We start from the raw sequence: 18,235 nt of genomic DNA, 5'->3' as shown, positions 1-18,235 counted from the left end.
TTCAGAGCACCTCGATCCTGGGACCGCTCAGCCGGCGCCGGCAGTCGAGTACGTAGTCGGCGTGGGCCTCGACGAGCCCGTAGTCGAAGGCGTCGTGGTCGGTGATGAGCACGACGGCGTCGGCGGCCGCGAGCTCCTCCTTGGTGAGGTCGACCCGGACGAGGCGGGTGTCGACCCGGTGGCCCTCGACGACGTGCGGGTCGGCGGCCCGGACCTCGGCGCCCATGTCGAGCAGGAGCTGGGAGATGCGCAGGGCGGGCGACTCACGGGCGTCGCCGGTGTTCTTCTTGTAGGCGAGGCCGAGCAGCAGGACGCGCGAGCCGTTGACCGCGCGCTTGCGGGTGTTGAAGGCCTGGACCAGGCGCCGGGTCACGTAGTCCGGCATGTGGTTGTTGATGTCGTTGGCGAGCTCGACGAAGCGGAAGCTCTGCCCGAGTTCGCGCTGCACCCGCCAGGAGAGGTACGAGGGGTCGATGGGCAGGCAGTGGCCGCCGACGCCGGGTCCGGGGGTGAAGCGCATGAATCCGAAGGGCTTGCTGGAGGCGGCGTCGATGGACTGCCACACGTCGATGTCGAGGTGGCGGGCGAACATCGCTATCTCGTTGACCAGGGCGATGTTGACATGCCGGAAGGTGTTCTCCAGGAGCTTGGCGAGCTCGGCCTCCTTGGGCGAGCTCACCGGCACGGTGGTGTCGACGAGTCCGTCGTAGAACTCCTGGACGGCCCTGAGCGAGGCCGCGTCGACGCCGGAGACGACCTTGGGGGTCTGCTCGAAGCCCCACACCGGGTTGCCCGGGTCGATGCGCTCCGGGCTGTAGCCGAGGTGGAAGTCGGCTCCGGCGGCAAGACCCGAACCCTCTTCGAGGAGGGGGCCGAACAGCTCCTGGGTGGTGCCGGGATACGTGGTCGACTCCAGGATCACGGTCGCGCCGGGGCGCAGGTAGCGGGCGAGGGAACGGGCCGACTCCTCGATGTAGCGCAGGTCCGGGGCGCCCTCGTGCAGCGGGGTGGGCACGGTGACGACGGCGACGTCGAAACCGCCGCAGTCCCGTACGGAGTCGCTGGCCCGGTAGGTGCCCGCCTCGGCGGCCGCGCGGATCCGCTCGCCGGAGACGTCCTCGACGTACGACTCGCCCGCGGTGAGGCTCTTGACCCGCTCGGTGTCCACGTCGTAGCCGATCACCTCGTGACCGGTCTCGGCGGCGCGGATGGCGAGCGGCAGACCGACGTATCCCTGTCCGACGACGACGACACGCATCAGGACTCCCCCCTGGTCGCGGTGTTGGTACTGATCGACGGTGTGCGGCGGAACATCTCCCGGGCCGTCATGAGGGCGAAGGAGACGTTGGTGGTGAGGTAGCGGCGGCCGAGCCGGCGCGGTTCCTGGAGCGCGCGGTAGAGCCATTCGAAGCCGAGCCGCTGCCAGCGCTCGGGGGCGCGCCGGGTGACCCCGGCGAGGACGTCGAAGGAGCCGCCGACGCCGTGCACGAGCGCCACCTTGCTGCGCTCGCCGTAACCGGCGGTGAAGATCTCCTTCTTCGGGGAGGTCATGCCGAGGAACAGCATGTGGGCGCCACTGGCGGCGATGGCGTCGGCGATGCCGGGCTGGTCGGCGTCGTCGAAGTAGCCGTTGCGGCTGCCGGCCACGCGCAGTCCGGGGAAGCGGACGGCGACCTGGCGGAGCATCCGTTCCAGGACGTCCTGCCTGGCGCCGAGGAAGTAGACCGAGAGTCCGGCGGACTCGGCCTCGGCGAGCAGGCGCATGAACAGGTCGATTCCGGCGACGCGTTCGGGCAGCGGGCGGCGCAGCAGCCGGCCCGCCCACACCACGGCCTGTCCGTCGGCGAGGACGAGGTCGCAGCCGGAGACGGCCCGGGCGAGGGCGGGGTCGCGCCGCATGTTGACCAGCTTGGCGGCGTTCACCACGCCGATCTCCAGGCGTTCGCCGGCGCGTACGGCGGTGAGGCAGTGCTCCACCGTCTCGTCCATGGTGAGGGCGTCGAGGCGTACGCCGAACAGGGTTTGACGCTTCGTCGGCTGCTGCGTCATCTTCCGGTCCCCCCGAGCCAGGCGAAGAGCATCCAGCCGAACTCGTACGGCCGGCACTCGCGGTCCACGGCGGCGGGCCGGAACATCCCGTCGAGCGGCCCGAGCCGGAGACCGGGCGCGAGGCGGGTGGTGAGCCCGCGGGCGGCGCGTACGGCCTTCTTCGGGTCGCCGCGGTGGACCTTGCGCCAGGTCACCCCGAGCTCGTCGAGGATCAGCGGCTCGGAGGCGCCGGCGGCGGCGAGTTCGGGCACCTCGGTCATCCAGCGCAGGCCGCGGCGGATCGCTTCGCCGAAGTCGGTTCCGCCGGCCTCGGCGAGGTCGAGCAGGGCGGTGGGGGCCATGGCGTGCTGGTGCACGCTGTAGACGGGGTAGCCCTCGACGACGCTGCCGCGGCGGGCGTCGTAGTGCCACCACCACTGGCCGCCGTCGCCCTGGAGCGCGCAGATCCGGGTGGCGCAGGCGTCGGCCGCGGCGAGTGCCTCGGGGTCGTCGCCGCTCGCGTGGGCGCGGGCGAGGGCCTGCAGCGGGTAGGTCTGGTCGGCGAAGCAGCCGATGTGCGAGCGGTACCAGGGGTTGAGGCCGGGTCCGGTGGCGTGCGGGAAGAGCGGGCTGTCGCCGATCCGGGCGTGCAGCAGCCGGTCCCGGGCGGCCGCCAGGCGGTCCTCCACGTCCAGGGTGGCCCGGGCCGCGGCGAGCGCGGAGAGCACCCAGGCGGCCTCGACGGTGTACTGGGGGCGGCCGGGCTCGTCGAGGGCGGCGACCCGGTCGAGGGCGTCGGAGAGCTTGGGGTGGCCGGTCTCGGCGGCGGCCCAGGCGACGAGGGCGGCGTCGCCGAGGTTGCGTACGCCGGGCAGTCGCTCGACGAGGAGTCCGGTGAACTCCTCGGCGGTATGACCGCCGAGCACGACCCGCTGGCGGTCGGCGGGCAGGAAACGGGCGCCGAGTGCGGTGATGGCCGCGTAGCGCAGGCTGGTGCCGCGCTGCTCCAGGCTCCACGGGCCGTCGCCCGCGGTCCGGACGGCGGCCCGGGTGAAGACGAAGCCGTTCCCCTCCGGCAGGAGCATCCGCGGGAGTCCCTGCTCGGCCACCGCGAGCAGCCGGGTGGCGAGGTCGTGGAGCGGACGGTCCGCTCGGGCCAGTTCCGTCATCCGTGAACTGCGTGGAATGTCGGGTGTGTTGGCAGGACGATCGGACACACCCACCCCCCTCGGGTCGGTCCCGGACCAGGGCGGCTGGTCCGGATCGGCTTGGCTGTCAGCAGGCTTGCGGTGGAATGCGGCGTGGGGCGCCCGGCGCCGCGCAGGACGGAATCGCGGATCCCCCGAGGCATGCCGGGGAACACCGGGGGACGCTGCTCCTGCGCGTCGGCGCGTCTATGCGGCCGGTCCCCTACCGGCGCGCGACCTGACCCGGGCCTGGCGGTCCCGGGCACGACGAGAAGGACAGTCGGCGTCGAAGCGACGGCGCTTCGGCCTCCTGCCGGTGAAACCCCCCACGAACACCCCCAGCGCACAGCGCGAACGCTGTGCTCAACTCGCAGCGTACAACGGGAAGATAGGCGCACAACACGGTGACGATGAGGCCTTTCGAGGAATTGGTGGCAAGCAGTCGCTAAGCCGCACCGATCGTGCCCTTCGCGCGGGGCGCTGCGGTTAGAGTGATCGCGCGGCCCCACCCGCTTACGGCAGTTGGCGTCCTTGACCGCTCATGGGAGTCCTTGACCGTGTATCTGGCCGACCGCTCCGCACCGCAGGGGACGACCACGGCGCAGGAGCGCCTGCGCGGCACGGCCCGCGCGGTCTCCCCGACCGTCCTCGCGCTCGGCACGGTCAGCCTGGTCACCGACGTCTCCACGGAGATGGTCACGGCCGTGCTGCCGCTCTACCTCGTCATGGGTCTCGGCCTGAGCCCGCTGGGCTTCGGCATGCTCGACGGGGTGCAGAACGGGGTGAGCGCCCTGGTGCAGCTCACCGGCGGCCACCTGGCGGACCGGGTGCGCGACCACAAGCTGATCGCCGGCATCGGTTACGGCCTGTCGGCGCTCGTCAAACCACTGCTCCTGGTCGGCAACCTCGGCGCCCTGGGCGCCGCCCTGGCCCTCGACCGCACCGGAAAGGGCCTGCGCACCGCGCCGCGCGACGCGCTGATCTCGCTGTCCGTACCGCCCGAGCGGCAGGGCCGGGCCTTCGGCCTGCACCGGGCGATGGACACCACGGGCGCGCTACTCGGCCCGATCGTCGCGTTCCTCATCCTGGGCGTGGCGGCCGGGGGTTACGACGCGGTGTTCGCCGTCAGCGGGTGCGTGGCGGCGCTCGGCGTGCTGGTCCTGCTGCTCTTCGTACCGGGCGGGAGGAACGCCCCGGTTCCGCCCCAGGAGGGGCGGGCCGATCTGCGGGCCGCGTTCGGTCTGCTGCGGGCCCGGCGGCTGCGGATGCTGTTCGGCTGCGCGGTGCTGCTCGGCCTGACCACGGTGAGCGACGCCTTTCTGTATCTGCTGGTGCAAAGGCGTACGGGGGTGGCGGAGCAGTTCTTCCCGCTGCTTCCGCTGGGCACGGCCGCCGTCTTCCTGCTGCTCGCGCTGCCGGCCGGGCGGCTCGCGGACCGGATCGGGCGGCGCTGGGTGTTCCTCGGCGGGCACGCCGGGCTGCTCCTCGCGTACGCCCTGCTGCTCTGGGCGCCCCAGGTACCGGCGCTGCCGTACCTGGTGCTCGCGCTGCACGGCGCGTTCTACGCCGCCACGGACGGGGTACTGCCCGCGGCCGTCGCCGCGGTGGTGCCGGAGCGGCTGCGGGCCAGCGGTATCGCCCTGGTCGGCACCGGTCAGGCGCTGGCCCGCCTGTGCTGTTCCCTGGCCTTCGGCGCCGCGTGGGCCGCGTGGGGCGACGGCCCCGCGCTCGCCGCGGCCGCCGTCGGCCTCGCCTGCTGCGCGGCCGTCGCCGGTGTCGCGCTGCGCCCGACGGGAGACGCCCGATGACCCTCACTCCACTGCGCCGCCTGCTGATCCTCGCCGTCGGGGTGCTTCTCCTCGCGGGCGTCGGCGCCTGGTCGGTCCTGTCCGCCGCCGGCCGGGCGGCCGAGGAGAACAAGCCCCGCGCGGGCGGCCCGGCGTTCGCGGGCGGAAAGGTGGATCTGAAGCAGCCGGGCCGGCTGGTCTTCCGCAACATGGCCGCGGGCCCGTACCGCGACCACCTCGTCTCGGTCCCGGCGGACGCCCCGACGGGCGCCACCCGCACCGCGTCCGGCCTCTCCTGCCTGCGCTTCCACGCGGCGGGCGGCACCGGCGTCTGCCTCCAGTCCACGACCGCGCTCGGCCGCCCCGCCTATCGCGCCCAGGTCCTCGACGCGAACCTCCGGGCCCTGAGGACCTACCCCCTCGCGGGCCTCCCGAGCCGCGCCCGCGTCTCGCCCAGCGGCCGTCTCGCCGCCTGGACCGTGTTCGTGAAGGGCGAGTCGTACGGCTCCGCGTTCTTCTCCACCCGCACCGCGATCCTCGACACCCGGGGCTGGCAACTCAGCGCGAACCTCGAGGAGTTCAAGGTCGTCCTCGACGGCTCCCCCTACCGCAACGCCGACGTCAACTTCTGGGGCGTCACCTTCGCGACCGACGACGACACCTTCTACGCCACCCTCAGCACCCGCGACCAGACCTACCTGGTCCGCGGCTCCCTCGCGGCCCGTACCGTCACCACGCTGACGCGGAACGTGGAGTGCCCCTCGCTCTCCCCCGACGGCACCCGCGTCGTCTACAAGAAGCGCGTCCTCGGCAAGGCCGCCCTGTGGCGCGAGCACGTCCTCGACCTGCGCACCCTGAAGTCGACCGCGCTCGCCGAGCGCCGCAGCGTCGACGACCAGGCCGTCTGGCTCGACGACCGCACCGTCGCCTACGCGCTGCCCGCCGAGGTCGGCGCGAGCACCGACGACGTCTGGACCGTCCCCGCCGACGGCACCGGCACGCCCCGCGTGCTGCTGCAGGGAGCGGGGGCGCCGCCGCGCGCGGTGGGAGCGCCGTAGCGGCCGTAGAAGTTGAGCCCGGCGGGGTGACGTACGACGATGGAAGCAGAGACATCCTCATCGGGAACAGCGCCGCCGCGCGGCGCCCCTTCCTGCCTCCTGCGATCCGACCATAGCCGAACGGCATGCGTTCGGAGGTCACGCACGATGAAGAGCAACGCTGTCACCGCGCTCGCCGCCTGCTCCTCCCGCCCCGGTCGGCTCGACGTCTTCGTCGGCGACGACGAAGGCGGGGTGTGGCACGGCACGTTCGACGGGGCGTGGAGCCCCTGGCAGGCGCTCGGCAGCCCCTGGCCGTCCGCCGCCGGGCCCCCGCTCGGCGCCGACTGGCTGACCGTCACCTCGTCCGGTCCCGGCCGCATGGAGCTGTTCGCCGTCGCCGGTGGCCGCGAGCTGCGGCACCGGCACTTCGCCGAGGACTGCTGGGGCGAGTGGACCTCGCACGGGCCGCTGGCCAGGAGCTCCGCCTCCTACGGTTGCACCGCGACCGCGACCGGCGCGGACGACGTCCACGTCTTCTTCCACGACGGCGACAGCGAGATCCTGCACTGGCGGCTGAACGGCGACGACGCCCCGCTCAGCCCCGGGCTGCGCGCCTCCGGCCCGGTCCGGGCCGTGGCCGGGGGCGACGAGGGCTTCGACCTGCTCGTCTCCGACGTACGGCGGCGCCGCTTCCTGCGCCGCCGCTTCGCCTACGGATGGTCGGACGACTGGGACGAGCTCGCCGGCCGGCCCGGAGAGCCCGGGGACCCGCAGCCCGCGGACTCGCGGCCCGGGAACTCCCCGTCCCCGGCCTTCGCCGCGACCGGCCGTGACCTGTTCACCGTCGGCGGCAGGGGTCTGTGGCACAACGCCTGGACCCGGCAGCCGGGTTGGACGGACCTGGGCGGCGACCTCACCCCCGGCGGCGAGACCCCCACCCGACTGGCCGCGGTCTCCTCCGGCGACGGACGTACCGACGTCATCGCCGTGTGGGCCGGCGTGGCCCTGATGCACCGTTGGTACGCGTACGGACGGGAGTGGTCCGACTGGCGGCTCATCGACGTCTGGGCGGCTCCCCAGGAGCGCCGGCTCGTGCGGCCCGCCGACCTCGCCGCGCTCCGCGTCCGGGGCATCGGCCTCCGGGAACGCGTGCGCGCCGACGGGGTGGTCGAGGTCCTCGCCGAGAGCACCGGCGCCCGGCTGGTCGTGGAGCTGCCGCCGCAGCACGTCACCGAGACGGTCCTGACCACCGGCACGTCCAGCCAGGCACGGATCGCGGGCCCCACCCGACTGCACTTCGCCGTCGACCAGGAACCCGTCCCGCTCACCGTGGAGGGCGTGCTGACGGCGATGACACGGCTGCCCCTGGTCGTCACCCCGGACGCCACCGGACTCGCCGGGACCAGACTCGAACTGCCGTCGCGGCTGCTGCTCGCGCTGCCCCAGGACGCCGGCTGCGCGCACCGGACACTGCCGCTGGACAGCGGAGAGGGCACCACCGAGCTGTGGCACAGCCGGATCACCGGCCCCCACGGCGCCAAGGCCCTCAAGGTCCGACCGCACAAGGCCCTGCCCGTCGAGGCGGGCCTCGACACCCCGCTGGGCGCGCACGTGGCGTCGATCGCCGCGCTCGGGGCGCAGTACCCCGAGAAGCAGGTGGACGTCGACCGGCTCATCCTGAGCGCGTACGGAGCGTGGTTCTCGGCGACGGCGACCTGGCCGACGCTGGAGTGGACCCACGACGCCTCGATGGGGCGCGACTTCTACGTCCGGGTGCTCAAGCGCGGTGCGCTGTTCCCCTTCGGGCACCGCGCGGCATACGTCGAGACGACCGAACGCCGCTTCGACCCAGCGGACTCCGTGGCCGCCCTGCGCAGGAAGCGCGTCCTCATCGTGACCGAGCCGGCCCGTTCGTACGGGATCGGCGAAGGCGGCACGCACGAGCGGGCGTTCCCCTTCCAGCACGTGGCGATCGAGCCACGCCAGCTCACGGACCTCGACGAGCCCCACTGGCTGCCCAGCAAGGCGTTCTGGCCCGAGCAGGGCGGGACGACCGTCGAGTTCACCGTGCACGCCCGGGCGGACCGTGAGGTGGTGGAACTCCGGCTGCCCCTGCTGTTCGTGGACGACGCGGCGACGGGCACGTCCGCCGCGGCCGCGCTCGACGCGGACTACGCACGGGGCCCGCGCTCCGGGATACGCGCCGACGCGGGGCGGCCGGCGGCGGACGTCGGACGCCGGATCGCGCTCGCCATGCAGTCGCCGACGCAGGCTTTGGACGGTGCGGTGCAGGAGGTGCGGTCGATGGCCTTCGGCGCCGTCGGAGCGGCAGCGGCCGCCAACGGCGTCGGATTCCACCCTCAGGTGACCCGGCTCCAGGTGGCGCTGCCCGCCGTACGCCAGCTGCTCGGGTCGACCCCGACGGTGCCCGCCGAGTTCACGAAGGCCTTCCTCGCGACGGGACCGGGCGCCCAGCCGCCGGAGACGATGCTCAAGCTGCTGGAGAAGAAGGCGCTGGACTTCGGCGCGGCCGGAGCGCGCACCGGGATGCTGGCGGCCCCGAACATGACGGTCACCGAGATCTCGCGGAAGATGGGGCCGGTCGTCGGCGGCCCGTTCCCGCCCCGCCCCCAGGACATGTTCGACGAGGACGCCAAGATATTCGGCGTCGTGCCGTTGCGCAGGATCATCTCCGTGATCACCACCCGGCCCGAGATCACCTGGTCGCAGCTGGCCGACGTGGCCTCGGCGAAGCTGACCTGGAAGGAGAAGCTGTCGAGCGTCGTCGAGCCCTTCCATCCGGGCGCCGCGTCGTGGGTGTTCCTGGAAGTCGTGTCGACGGCGGCCGGCAACACGCCCACGCTGCGCACCACGGGGGAGATCACGGACTTCACCCTGGAGATTCCCCAGCGGAGCTCCGCGCTGGTCATCCTCACCTTCCGCAAGGTGACGTTCACCGCCCACTCCGGTGAGCGGCCCAGCCTCACCTTCGACCTGGCGGACGCCGAGCTCGCCGGGAAGCTCAACTTCGTGCGGACGCTGGCGGACAAGATCCCGAAGACGGGGAGCGGCGGACCGCGCATCGACGTGTCGGCGCTGCGGATCAAGGCGTCGTACGTCATCGCCGTACCCACCGTCGGCATGGGCGTCTTCACCGTCCAGAACCTCGCCCTGGAGATCGGCCTCACCCTTTCGCTCGAGAACCGGCCGGTCGTGATCGACTTCGCCTTCGCCACGCGGGAGAAGCCGTTCCTCGTGACGGTCTCCGGATTCGGCGGAGGCGGCTATCTGGAGCTCGGCATCAGCGCCGGAGGATCCGACGGCGGCCTGCAACGGTTCGTGGGCGGCATCGAGTTCGGGGCGAGCGTCGCCATGAACTTCGGCGTCGCCTCGGGCGAGGTGCACGTCTTCGGCGGCGTCGTGTTCGTCAAGCAGGGCGGATCCATCGAGATCACCGGGTATCTGCGGATCGGCGGCAGCGTGTCCGTCCTGGGCCTGATCAGGGTCTCCGTCGAGCTGACGATCAGCCTTACGTACGACCCCGGGACCAACGTCCTGCACGGCTCGGCCAAGCTCGTCATCACCGTGGACCTCACCTTCTGGTCCACGTCCGTCACCCTCGAGTGCCACAAGAGCTTCAAGGGGCCGTCCCTCGGCTTCGCCGAACAGCGGTCGCTGTCGGCCGAGGCGGAGAGGCTGCGGGCCTCGTCGGTCGAGACCGCGCTCGGGCCGCAGGGCGAATCGTTCCCGTGGCAGACCTATTGCCAGGCCTTCGCAAGGGAGTAGCTCATGGCCGCGACCGGCGCGCGACGTCAGTTCGTCTGGACCGTTCTCCCGGCCGGGAGGGTCGGGACGGTCACCGGCGGATCCGAACCGATGGCCCTGCTGTCGCTCCTGCTGACCCCCCGCCTGCTCGGCCCCTCGAGCGGCAGGCTCACCGTCGCGGACTTCGGCATGCAGAGCTGGCCCCAGCGGCTCGACGCGGTGCGGCTCGACGTCCGCCGTGCCCAGCAGCCGCAGCCGCTCACCTCGCTCCGGGTGCCCTATGTCACCGCCGAGGGCAAGAAGGTCGACTTCACGGTCGCCCAGCGGCTGAACGCCTGGCGGGCCCTGTTCCCGGCCGACACGCTGGTGCGCGGCTACACGGCGAACACCTACGACGGCCGCGAGTCCCGCGAGTTCCCGGCCACCGAAGCCGCGGCGGAGATACGCCAGGCGTACACGGCGACCGCCCTCGCCCACCTGAGGCACGCGGAGGCGTCCGAGGACGCCCCGGACGGCTCCGCGCTCCGCGCGGAACTCCGGCGCATCACGGAGGGATGGCAGACCGGCCTGTGGCCGCTCGACGGCGACGACGGGGGCGGGGGCGGGGCGGTCGGGGCGGCCTACGGCGGGACGGACGGAGCGGCCTACGGCGCCGGCGGTACGGGCGCGGCGGCCTCCGGCGCGGACGGCGCGGCGGCCTCCGGATCCGCGCTGGCCCGTGCGTACGCCTACTACCGGCGCGACTCCGCCGACTTCACTCCCCTGGCGGAGCCGCCGGCGGCCGCCGTGGAGCGCGAGTTCCACGAGACCGTCGCCCGCCTCGCCGACCATCCCCTGCTCCTTCGGGCGCTCGGGCTGCTGGTCGATCTGGCCGTACCGGCCTCCCAGCTCACCCAGGGCGACGCGAAGGACCTGCGGGTCGTGCCCGTCTGGCCGAATCCGGACACCGGCGCGACCTCCGGCTGGGGCAACGCCGTTCAGGAGGACCTCTCCCCGCGGACGGCGTACGTCCTGGAGGGAACGCGGTTCGTGGCCGCGTCCGTCCAGCGGCCCGCGGCGACCCTGTTCACCAAGGGTCTGCTCCCCCTCACGGGCGTCGGCGTGGGCCCGTCCGGCAGCGCTCGCTACGAGGTGATGCCCTTCGACGTGGACGGAGCCGCGCTGCGGATGGTCGGCGCCGCCCAATCGGACCGTACGCGACCCCAGTCCGATGCCGACACCGGCGCCCTGCCCGCCCTGCGCTCCACCGGATTCGCCCTCGTCGAGCGCGATCGCGCGGCGGAACACGCCAGGCAGCTCCAGCGGGCCCGGGAGCGGGCGACGCCCGCGGGGCTCACCTCCGTCCCGCTGACGGCCGACTCCCTCCTCGGCGGCTACCGGGTGGACATCTTCGACGAGCAGACCAAGCAGTGGTATTCGCTCTGCCGGCGGCGGGTGCGGTACACGATCGGCGGGGTGCCGATCGGGCAGGAGGCCACCGCTGCCGGGCCGCGCGGGCACCTCGAGGAGGGGTACGTACGCCCCGACCCGGTCACCACGGGCGCCGGCGCCGACGACGCGCTGTTCATCCACCAGGCGGTGGTGCGCTGGACCGGGTGGAATCAGGTGGCGCAGCGGCCCGAGCGGGTGGTCGACACCGGCGACGAGACGTTTCTGCCGGACACGGACGCCATGCCCTTCGACGCGGTGGTCGAGTGCGATCCCGGTTCGCTGCCGCGGCTGCGGTTCGGCCGCGACTACCGCCTGCGCGTCAGGATCGCCGACCTGGCGGGCGGCGGGCTGCGCTCCGAGGAGGCCGGCCCCGCCGAGGAACAGACGGAGGTCTTCACCCACCACCGCTACGAACCGCTGCTGCCGCCCGAACTCGTACCGACCCGGAAACTGGCCGACGGCGAGACACTGGACCGGATGGTCATCCGCAGCGACCGCGACACGACGGTGACCGCCTACGCGGCGGCGCACGGACACCGCGCGTACGACCTGCGCCACCTCCTCGCCCCCAACTGCGCGCTCGAACTCGCGATCCAGCACGAGGGCAGGTTCGACGCCGCGCTCGGCCCGGAAGCCCCGACCGCCGACGTGAAGCGGCTCTTCGAGACCGCCAGACGAGCGGACCGCGACATCCACGACATCCCCGGCGCGGTCGTCGCCGAGGGCGGACCCGGCTCCGGCACCCAGGCCGCCCCGTACGTCGTCCTGCCCGAGGCCGATGTCGTCGTGCCCTGGCTGCCGGACCCGGGCAGCACCCACATCAGCCTGATCGCCAGGCACCGGCCGGTCGATCCGGACACCGGCGATGCCGGCACCATCGAGGGCCTGCCCAAGATCGCCGTCTGGCGTGGCGACTGGCCCGAGACCAGGTCGGTCGCGTTCCGCCTCGAGGCCGCTCCCTCCGGCTGCAAGGTGACCAGGTCCACGGACCACCGTCTCGTCACGGTCGCGCTCGGCCCCGCCGAGCAGGTCACCTTCGACATCCCGTCCTGTCCCAAGACCCGCGACGTCCAGATCTTCGGCATCGCCGCCTGGCTGGGCATCGACCCCTCCAACCCGCCGCCGTCGATCGCCCAGGGGCGCAACCGCCTCATCACCCCGCCCCGTACGGTCACCCTCGTCCACGCCGTCCAGCGGCCGCTGTCCGACCCCGGCGGCGTCTTCAACGCCACCCGGACCAGCGGGGACACCAGCGCGGTCCTGCGCACCGAGGAGCTTGAGCTCGACGTGCCCAGCACCGGGCGGATCGACGTACGGGCCCGGTGGACCGACCACGAGGACCTTCCGCCGGCCGCGCCGGTCGTGCGCGAGCGGCAGGCGTTCGTGGGCTCGTACGACGTCCAGCACCTGCCCCTGTACCAGGCGCTGCCGACGATCCGTCAGGAGTTCGGCGACACCCGGCGTCGTCATGTCACCTACCGGGTGACCGGGGTGTCCCGCTTCCAGGACTGCTTCCCCCGGGCCACCGCCGCGGACCCCGCCGCCTGCCTCGCCGAGGGGGTCCTGCGGACCACCGACGTACCGAGCTCCGCCCGGCCGCCGGCCCCGAAACTCCTCTACACCGTGCCGACCTTCCACTGGACGCAGACGACCGACGGCCAGCGCTCGATCACCCGGTGGCGGCACGGCGGCGGCCTGCGCGTCTTCATGGAACGCCCCTGGTACGTCTCCGGGGACGGCGAGGCGCTCGCGGTGCTCACCTGGCCCTCCCCCTCCGCCCCGGCGGACACGCTCGCGTACGTCAGCGTCGCCGGGCGCGACCCGATCTGGAACACCGGCGCCCCGCCCGCGATCCTCACCGACGACCATGTCAACGCCCCGGGGGCCGCACTGCGGGAGGACCTCCCCGAGCTGCAGCGCGCACTCGGCGCCCTCGCGTTCCCCGTCCACTTCGACGAGGAGGGCGACCGCTGGTACGCCGACATCGACCTGTCCCCGCTCGTCACCGGCTCCTACTTCCCGTTCGTCCGGCTGGCACTGGCCCGCTACCAGCCCCACACCATCGACGGCGTGCCCCGCCTGTCTCCGTCGATCCGCACCGAGCCCGTCCAACTCCCGCCCCACCGGCGGCTGACCGTCAGCCGCACCCCCGGCCACGGCACCGTGCTCGTGGACGGCCTCGGCCCGTCCGGGCCCCGGTCCACCACCGTGGAGAGCGAACTGCAGGTGCGGGACACGGCCGGGGCGGCCGGGGCCGGCGACATCGCGGACGCCGGCTGGACCACCGTCTTCCACACCACCGCCCTCCTCGGCCAGGTCCGCGACTTCGACATTCCCGACACGGGAGCCCGCCCGCTGCGCGTGGTCGTCCAGGAATTCGAGAAGCACCCGTCCGCCACCAACGACGTGGGCACGGCCACCGAGCAGCCGGGGCGGCTGGTCTACGCGGACATCGTCCCCCTGGGGACCTGGCCGAGAGGATGAGGACATGGAGCCGGTATTCGACATGTACCCCCCGGACAAGCCACTCCGGCTCAGCCCTCGGGGGACCGCAGGGGCGACGAGCGGCCAGGTTCCGTTCGACGTACCGGACGACGCGTCGAGGATGTTCATCCGCATCATCGCCCTGGGGAGCGGCTGTGAGCCGCCCGGCGGGGCGGCCCCGATCATCGAACTGCGGGCGGGTACGGGCGAGCTCGCGAACGTGCCGCGCTCCCCTGACGAGGGCACGATCCGGGACGAGACGCAGACGGAGGTGGCCACCGCCACCTGGACCCGCGAGGTCGACGACATCTTCATGGTGGAGCTGACCATCGGCAAGAAGAACACCCGGCTGTGGCGGCTGCGGATCACGAACAACGACCCGGAGGAGCTCGGCTTCGTGTGGGTGACGTCGGAGGACGCGGACGACGCCCGCCAGCCACGCATCTCCATGCAACGGGGCCTCGGCCGTACCGCGCGACTGGGGGAGCCGATCGAGAACATCGTGGCCCCGATCGCGAACATCGGGACGAAGACGATGAAGTTCAGGGACCGCCCGGGCACGGACATGGGGAACGGCTTCACCCTGGTGCGCGTGCCGGAGAGCATCCGGCCGAACGCCTGCGGAAGCATCGAGATCAGGGTCGACCCGATCGGGGCCTCGGTCAGCTGGCCCGCCCGATACGAGACCGAGTACGTGCTGAAGTGCGACGTGGTCGACGCGAAGGACAAGACGATCAGCCTCGGCCGCTATCAGAAGACCGCGAAGGAGAAGGAGAAGGACAACAAGGACAAGGAGAAGGACGGTGCGGAAAAGGGCCACAAGGACGGTCCGCTCGAAGTCATGAAGCCCGTTGACACCTTCCCGCCGCCCTTCGGCCGGATCCAGGGTGACGAGCCGGGCAGTGTCTCCGAGCGTCTGGCCGGGCTCGAACGGACGGTGTCGGAGCTCGTCCACTTCATCCGCCCGGACCTGCGGCCCGACCTGGCGACCAGTGCCCTGGCGTACGAGGACCAGGGGCACCAGGACGGCAAGCACACCAAGGAAGCGAAGGAGATGCTGGAGAAGCCGGAGAAGGAAGTCAAGGAGGGCAAGGAAGCCAACGAGGGCAAGGTGCCCAAGGACGTGGTCGAGAAGGCGACCAAGGACTTCGACAAGCCTTGTGAACGGTAGCGGCCGCCATGTGGCTCGTACTGTGCGCGCCCGAGGACGATTCGGCGCTGTGGGCCTGCGATCGCCTGCGGGACCGCGGTCTCGCTCCGGTCGAGCTCGTCGACCCGGAGTCGCTGACCCGCGCCACGCGCTCGGCGCACCGCGTCGGGGACGGCCGTGCCCGCTTCGAGATCGGCCTGCCCGACGGCCGGACACTCGTCAGCGACGACATCGACGGTGTCCTCAACCGGCTGTGCTACACGCCCCTCGGGCATCTCGTCTTCGCCTCGCCGGACGACAGCCTGTACGCCCGGGAGGAGCTGAGCGCGCTCGTCCTCAGCTGGCTCGAATGCCTCGCACCGGTCATGATCAACCGCCCCAGCCCACGCGGGCTGTGCGGGGCGTGGCGCTCGGCCGCGGAGTGGACCGTGCTCGCGGCCAGGGCGGGACTGCCGGTGTCGCCCCTGCCGCTCTCCAGTGAGCTCGGCGCACAGCCGCACCCGGAGGCGTCGCCCGTGCCTCCCACGGCGCCTGGTGCGCGCAGCGTCGTCGTCCTCGGCGAGCACGTCTTCGGCCGTGAGCCGGTCGACGGCCTCGCCCCGGCCTGCGGACGGCTGGCGCGGCTGGCCGACGCCGATCTCCTGGGCATCGACCTGGAACCCGACGACCGGGACCGGCCCCGCTTCGCCGGCGCGACCCCGCTTCCCGATCTGCGCATCGGGGGCGGCGCCCTCGTCGAGCGGCTCCACGAGCACCTCAGCCGGATGCCGGGGAGCCGGTGATGATCGTCGTCTGCGGCATCGCGAGCGAGCCGCCCATCGCGCGCGTCACCGGCGCCCTCCAGGATCTGGGGCTGCCCTACACCGTGCTGCATCAGCGGCGGTTCCAGGACATCGCCCTGGACTTCGAGATCGACGGCACCGGCGTCCACGGACGCCTGCTCGACGACCGGCGCGCGATCGACTGTGCCACCGTGACCGGCGTCTACACCCGGCTCATGGACTGGCGCATGCTGCCGGAGACGACCGGAGCTCCGGAGGAGACGGTGCGGCGGTGCGCGTGGTGGCACGAGGTGCTCGGGAGCTGGATCGAGGTCGCGCCCGGTTGCGTGATGAACCGTTCCGCGGCGACGGCGTCGAACCAGTCCAAGCCGTACCAGGCCCAGTTGATCAGCCGGGCCGGCTTCCTGGTCCCGGAGACCCTGGTCACCGACGACCCCGATCTCGTACGCGCGTTCCGCGACCAGCACGGCCAGGTCGTCTACAAGTCGATCAGCGCGGTGCGGTCCATCGTCCGGCTCCTCGACGACGCCACCATGGAGCGGCTTCCGCTCATCCGCTCGTGCCCGGTGCAGTTCCAGCGCCGTATCCAGGGTGTCAACGTCAGGGTGCACGCCGTGGCAGGGGAGCTCTTCGCCACCCGGATCCGCGCCGACCAGGTCGACTACCGCTACGCCGCCGGCTTCGGCGGAGAGCTGGAGATGGCTCCCTGGGACCTGCCGGACGAACTGGCCCAGCGGTGTCTGGACCTCGCCGACGGGCTCGGGCTCGCCCTCGCGGGCATCGACCTGATGCTGACCGAGGAGGGCGAGACGTACTGCTTCGAAGTCAATCCGAGCCCGGCCTTCACGTTCTTCGAATCGCACACGGGCCAGCCGATCGCCCGGGCGATCGCCGGCGCGCTCGGGCGATAGCCGGGGCGCTCGGGCGATAGCCGGGGCGCTCGGGCGATAGCCGGGGCGCGCTGGCGACAGCCGGGGCGCTCGGCCCCGGGCCCGGCTCGTGGCAGCGGGCCGAACGGGCCTTCCTGGCCGCGCATATGATCACGGGGACCAGACGTGTGCGCAGCCGGACGACATCCACGAGAACGAGAAAAACGACGGCGGCGACGGACCACGACGGAGGCTCGACGGGCATGGCGGATCAGCGGGTGTACCTCGTGACCGGTGGCGGGACGGGCATCGGGGCCGCGACCGCGCGGCTCTTGCGGGAGGCGGGGCATCACGTGGTGGTCTCCGGGCGCCGGCCCGAGCCGCTGCGGCTCGTCGCGGAGGAGACCGGCGCGCTCGCCGTGCCCTCCGACGTGACGGACCCCGATGCCGTACGGGCGCTCGTGGACGCGGCCGTCGACGCGTACGGGCGGCTCGACGGGCTCGTCCTCAACGCCGGGATCGGGCGCGGCGGCGGGGTCGGCGAGGTGACCCTCGAGGACTGGGAGGAGGTCATGCGGACCAACCTCACCGGGCCGTTCCATCTCCTGCGCGCGGCGCTCCCGCACCTGCTCGACGCCCGTGGCGCGGTGGTCGCGGTCGCCTCGGTGTCGGCGCTGCGCAACGGCGTGGGCAATGCCGCCTACGCCACCTCCAAGGCGGCGCTGCTCCAGCTCTGCCGTTCGCTCGCGGTCGACTACGGCCCGGCGGGCCTGCGCGCGAACACCGTGTGCCCGAGCTGGGTGCGTACCGACATGGCGGACCGCCGGATGAGCCGGTTCGCCGACGAGGCGGGCCTCGGCGAGGGCGGTGTCGACGCGGCGTACGAGGAGGTGACCCGGGTGCTGCCGGTCGGGCGTCCGGGTGAGCCGCGCGAGGTGGCCGAGGCGATCGCCTGGCTGCTCTCGCCCGCCGCGTCCTTCGTCAACGGCGCGGTGCTCACCGTCGACGGCGGCGTGACCGCCCTCGACCCGGGCACCCTGGGCTTCGACTTCCGAATGGAACCGCGGACACCGCGGGGCTGAGCCGTCAGGCCCGCGGTTCCTTCGCGCCTTCGCCGGGTCCGGGATGCGCCAGGCAGGAGACGACGACCACCAGGGGCCACAGTGACTGCAGGCAGGTCACCAGGCGTTCGGCGACGCCTGCGGGACCGTGCCGGTTGATCTCGATCACGAACCAGACCGCGGCGACGCCCATCAGGGCGGTCGCCGCGAGCGAGGGCACCGGCCGCAGCGCCCAGGGCGCGCTGCCACGGCGTACCGCGGCGAGGACCGGCCAGGCCGCCAGAAGGATGAAGCCGACGGCGGCGACGGCCCCGTGCCGCAGGGACCCGCCGCTGCTCGGCGCCGGCAACAGGGCCACCACCAGCGCGGTCACCCCGCCGGCGGCCAGCGCCACGCGCCCGGCGCGCGCGGCCGGGCGCAGGCCCCAGGCGGTGAGCAGGTGGCACACGCCCAGGGCGAGGAACGCGCTGGTCATCACCCAGAAGCCCGCGGCCCCGTAGGCCGCCAGGACACTGATGGTCTGCCTGGCGGCGTCGTAGGTGGGCCCCTCGAGATGCGCCGCGGTCGCCCAGCCCGCGACGAGCACGACAGGGGCGCACCCCGACGACAGCAGGGCCCAACCGGGAACGGCTCGCATCAGCCCACCGTAAG

The 18,235-nt window shown here is 72.9% G+C and carries 12 protein-coding genes; 8 read left to right on the top strand and 4 right to left on the bottom strand.

The features are described from left to right. Position 1 precedes the first annotated feature (1 nt). From ACIGEZ_RS20975 to ACIGEZ_RS20965, 3 genes are read right to left on the bottom strand one after another with little or no spacing between them, the layout of a single operon-like run. Positions 2–1,258, bottom strand: a complete 1,257-nt coding sequence (locus ACIGEZ_RS20975; RefSeq protein ID WP_399833165.1) for a nucleotide sugar dehydrogenase — start codon at positions 1,256–1,258, stop codon at positions 2–4. Further along, complete coding sequence (locus ACIGEZ_RS20970) at positions 1,258–2,049, bottom strand: WecB/TagA/CpsF family glycosyltransferase (RefSeq protein WP_399833163.1); 792 nt, start codon at positions 2,047–2,049, stop codon at positions 1,258–1,260. Before ACIGEZ_RS20970 ends, ACIGEZ_RS20975 begins: the two co-directional genes overlap by 1 nt. Further along, complete coding sequence (locus ACIGEZ_RS20965) at positions 2,046–3,197, bottom strand: hypothetical protein (RefSeq protein WP_399833161.1); 1,152 nt, start codon at positions 3,195–3,197, stop codon at positions 2,046–2,048. The genes ACIGEZ_RS20970 and ACIGEZ_RS20965 overlap by 4 nt, the downstream gene beginning before the upstream one ends. A 575-nt stretch (positions 3,198–3,772) precedes the next feature. Here ACIGEZ_RS20965 and ACIGEZ_RS20960 point away from each other — a divergent pair. From ACIGEZ_RS20960 to ACIGEZ_RS20925, 8 genes are all read left to right on the top strand, one after another. Continuing rightward, positions 3,773–5,023, top strand: coding sequence for an MFS transporter (locus ACIGEZ_RS20960; RefSeq protein WP_399833255.1), 1,251 nt, complete (start codon positions 3,773–3,775; stop codon positions 5,021–5,023). Further along, the gene (locus tag ACIGEZ_RS20955) at positions 5,020–6,060 is read left to right on the top strand and encodes a TolB-like translocation protein (RefSeq protein WP_399833159.1); all 1,041 of its coding nucleotides are present in this window, start codon (positions 5,020–5,022) and stop codon (positions 6,058–6,060) included. The genes ACIGEZ_RS20960 and ACIGEZ_RS20955 overlap by 4 nt, the downstream gene beginning before the upstream one ends. Positions 6,061–6,207: 147 nt before the next feature. Further along, positions 6,208–9,828, top strand: coding sequence for a hypothetical protein (locus ACIGEZ_RS20950; protein ID WP_399833157.1), 3,621 nt, complete (start codon positions 6,208–6,210; stop codon positions 9,826–9,828). A 3-nt stretch (positions 9,829–9,831) separates the two neighbouring features. Beyond that, positions 9,832–13,722 carry a hypothetical protein gene (locus ACIGEZ_RS20945; RefSeq protein WP_399833156.1) on the top strand — a complete coding sequence of 1,297 codons (3,891 nt, stop codon included), beginning with the start codon at positions 9,832–9,834 and terminating at the stop codon, positions 13,720–13,722. Positions 13,723–13,843: 121 nt separating this feature from the next. Beyond that, the gene (locus ACIGEZ_RS20940) at positions 13,844–14,893 is read left to right on the top strand and encodes a hypothetical protein (protein ID WP_399833154.1); all 1,050 of its coding nucleotides are present in this window, start codon (positions 13,844–13,846) and stop codon (positions 14,891–14,893) included. An 8-nt stretch (positions 14,894–14,901) separates the two neighbouring features. Further along, positions 14,902–15,654 (top strand): hypothetical protein, encoded by a 753-nt coding sequence (locus tag ACIGEZ_RS20935; protein ID WP_399833152.1) that lies wholly within the window; start codon positions 14,902–14,904, stop codon positions 15,652–15,654. Continuing rightward, on the top strand, positions 15,654–16,565 hold the full coding sequence (locus ACIGEZ_RS20930; protein ID WP_399833150.1) for a RimK family alpha-L-glutamate ligase: 912 nt from the start codon (positions 15,654–15,656) through the stop codon (positions 16,563–16,565). Before ACIGEZ_RS20935 ends, ACIGEZ_RS20930 begins: the two co-directional genes overlap by 1 nt. Positions 16,566–16,786: 221 nt before the next feature. Beyond that, positions 16,787–17,605 (top strand): SDR family NAD(P)-dependent oxidoreductase, encoded by an 819-nt coding sequence (locus ACIGEZ_RS20925; protein WP_399833148.1) that lies wholly within the window; start codon positions 16,787–16,789, stop codon positions 17,603–17,605. 4 nt (positions 17,606–17,609) lie between these two features. Here ACIGEZ_RS20925 and ACIGEZ_RS20920 read toward each other — a convergent pair whose 3' ends face one another. Then, the gene (locus ACIGEZ_RS20920) at positions 17,610–18,221 is read right to left on the bottom strand and encodes a DUF998 domain-containing protein (protein WP_399833146.1); all 612 of its coding nucleotides are present in this window, start codon (positions 18,219–18,221) and stop codon (positions 17,610–17,612) included. Positions 18,222–18,235 lie beyond the last annotated feature (14 nt).

This window comes from Streptomyces sp. NPDC085481 (assembly GCF_044541845.1).
Classification (GTDB): domain Bacteria; phylum Actinomycetota; class Actinomycetes; order Streptomycetales; family Streptomycetaceae; genus Streptomyces.
Note: the sequence above shows the minus strand (reverse complement) of the source record. Positions and strands in the feature narration are given on the sequence as shown.

Coding starts and splice junctions, on each gene's coding strand:
- ACIGEZ_RS20950 (WP_399833157.1), top strand. CDS start 6,208: ATGAAGAGCAACGCTGTCACCGCGCTCGCCGCCTGCTCCTCCCGCCCC.
- ACIGEZ_RS20955 (WP_399833159.1), top strand. CDS start 5,020: ATGACCCTCACTCCACTGCGCCGCCTGCTGATCCTCGCCGTCGGGGTG.
- ACIGEZ_RS20965 (WP_399833161.1), bottom strand. CDS start 3,197: ATGACGGAACTGGCCCGAGCGGACCGTCCGCTCCACGACCTCGCCACC.
- ACIGEZ_RS20920 (WP_399833146.1), bottom strand. CDS start 18,221: ATGCGAGCCGTTCCCGGTTGGGCCCTGCTGTCGTCGGGGTGCGCCCCT.
- ACIGEZ_RS20945 (WP_399833156.1), top strand. CDS start 9,832: ATGGCCGCGACCGGCGCGCGACGTCAGTTCGTCTGGACCGTTCTCCCG.
- ACIGEZ_RS20940 (WP_399833154.1), top strand. CDS start 13,844: ATGTTCATCCGCATCATCGCCCTGGGGAGCGGCTGTGAGCCGCCCGGC.
- ACIGEZ_RS20930 (WP_399833150.1), top strand. CDS start 15,654: ATGATCGTCGTCTGCGGCATCGCGAGCGAGCCGCCCATCGCGCGCGTC.
- ACIGEZ_RS20975 (WP_399833165.1), bottom strand. CDS start 1,258: ATGCGTGTCGTCGTCGTCGGACAGGGATACGTCGGTCTGCCGCTCGCC.
- ACIGEZ_RS20970 (WP_399833163.1), bottom strand. CDS start 2,049: ATGACGCAGCAGCCGACGAAGCGTCAAACCCTGTTCGGCGTACGCCTC.
- ACIGEZ_RS20935 (WP_399833152.1), top strand. CDS start 14,902: ATGTGGCTCGTACTGTGCGCGCCCGAGGACGATTCGGCGCTGTGGGCC.
- ACIGEZ_RS20925 (WP_399833148.1), top strand. CDS start 16,787: ATGGCGGATCAGCGGGTGTACCTCGTGACCGGTGGCGGGACGGGCATC.